Annotated in this window: 2 protein-coding genes; both read left to right on the forward strand. The window is 58.9% G+C overall.

Annotated features, from left to right (window positions below; genetic code table 11):
- Positions 1–439: kinase/pyrophosphorylase (locus tag L692_RS0120450; RefSeq protein ID WP_025701902.1), on the forward strand; the 439-nt coding region annotated here is incomplete at its 5' end.
- 44 nt (positions 440–483) lie between these two features.
- On the forward strand, positions 484–1,056 hold a 573-nt coding region (gene glpX, locus L692_RS0120455; protein WP_025701903.1), incomplete at its 3' end, for a class II fructose-bisphosphatase.

Below are 1,056 nucleotides of genomic sequence, written 5' to 3' on the forward strand. Positions count from 1 at the left end.
GCGGCGGATCGAGGCGATTGAGTTCACCGTCGCCTCTGACGACGGCCGGGATCTTGGCGCCATGCTGAAAGCGGATATTGTGCTGCTCGGCATGTCGCGCACCTCGAAGACGCCGCTCAGCATCTTTCTTGCCCACCGCGGCAAGAAAGTGGTCAATTATCCGATTGTCCCCGAGATCAGTCCGCCGGGGCAGCTGTTCAAGCTTCCGTCCCAGCGAATGATCGGACTGACAATGGAGCCGGAGCATATGCTCAAGATCCGGTCCGAGCGGCTGAAGGTGCTGGGACTGCCGGTGGACTCCCAGTACGCGAGCCTGGGGCGGATCAAGGAAGAGATCAAGTACGCCGAAGCGCTGTTCCAAAGGATCGGCTGCCCGGTTATCGACATTACCGACAAGGCGATTGAGGAAACGGCTGGACTGATTATGGGTTATATCTAAACATCACCCCGGAAAAACAATAAAATGGATGGAGGGAATTAACAATGGAACGCGAATTGGCTCTTGAGATTGTACGGGTGACGGAACTGGGTGCTTTGGCTTCAGCAAGCTGGATTGGCCGCGGGGATAAGGATGCCGCTGATGATGCGGCGACAACGGCTATTCGTTCCATGTTCGATTCCGTCTCCATCGACGGGACCGTAGTGATTGGCGAAGGTGAAATGGACGACGCCCCCATGCTGTATATCGGCGAGAAGGTCGGCAACAAGCGCGGCCCGCTCGTCGATGTGGCTGTCGATCCGCTGGAAGGCACGGAGGTTGTTGCCGCAGGGCTCCAGAACGCCCAATCGGTGATCGCCATTGCCGATAAGGGCAGCCTGCTGCACGCGCCGGACATCTACATGCAGAAGCTGGCCTGCGGTCCCGAGCTGGCCGGCAAGCTCAGCATTGAGGACCCGGTGGAAATCACACTGACCAAAGCCGCCCATCATCTTGGCAAATCGCTGTCCGAGATGACTGTCATGGTGCTGGACCGCGAGCGGCATGCAGAGCTGATCAACACGCTCCGCCAGTCGGGAGTCCGCATCAAGCTGCTCAGTCACGGCGACGTGGCGGGC

The organism is Paenibacillus forsythiae T98, from assembly GCF_000520735.1.
GTDB lineage: Bacteria > Bacillota > Bacilli > Paenibacillales > Paenibacillaceae > Paenibacillus_AQ > Paenibacillus_AQ forsythiae.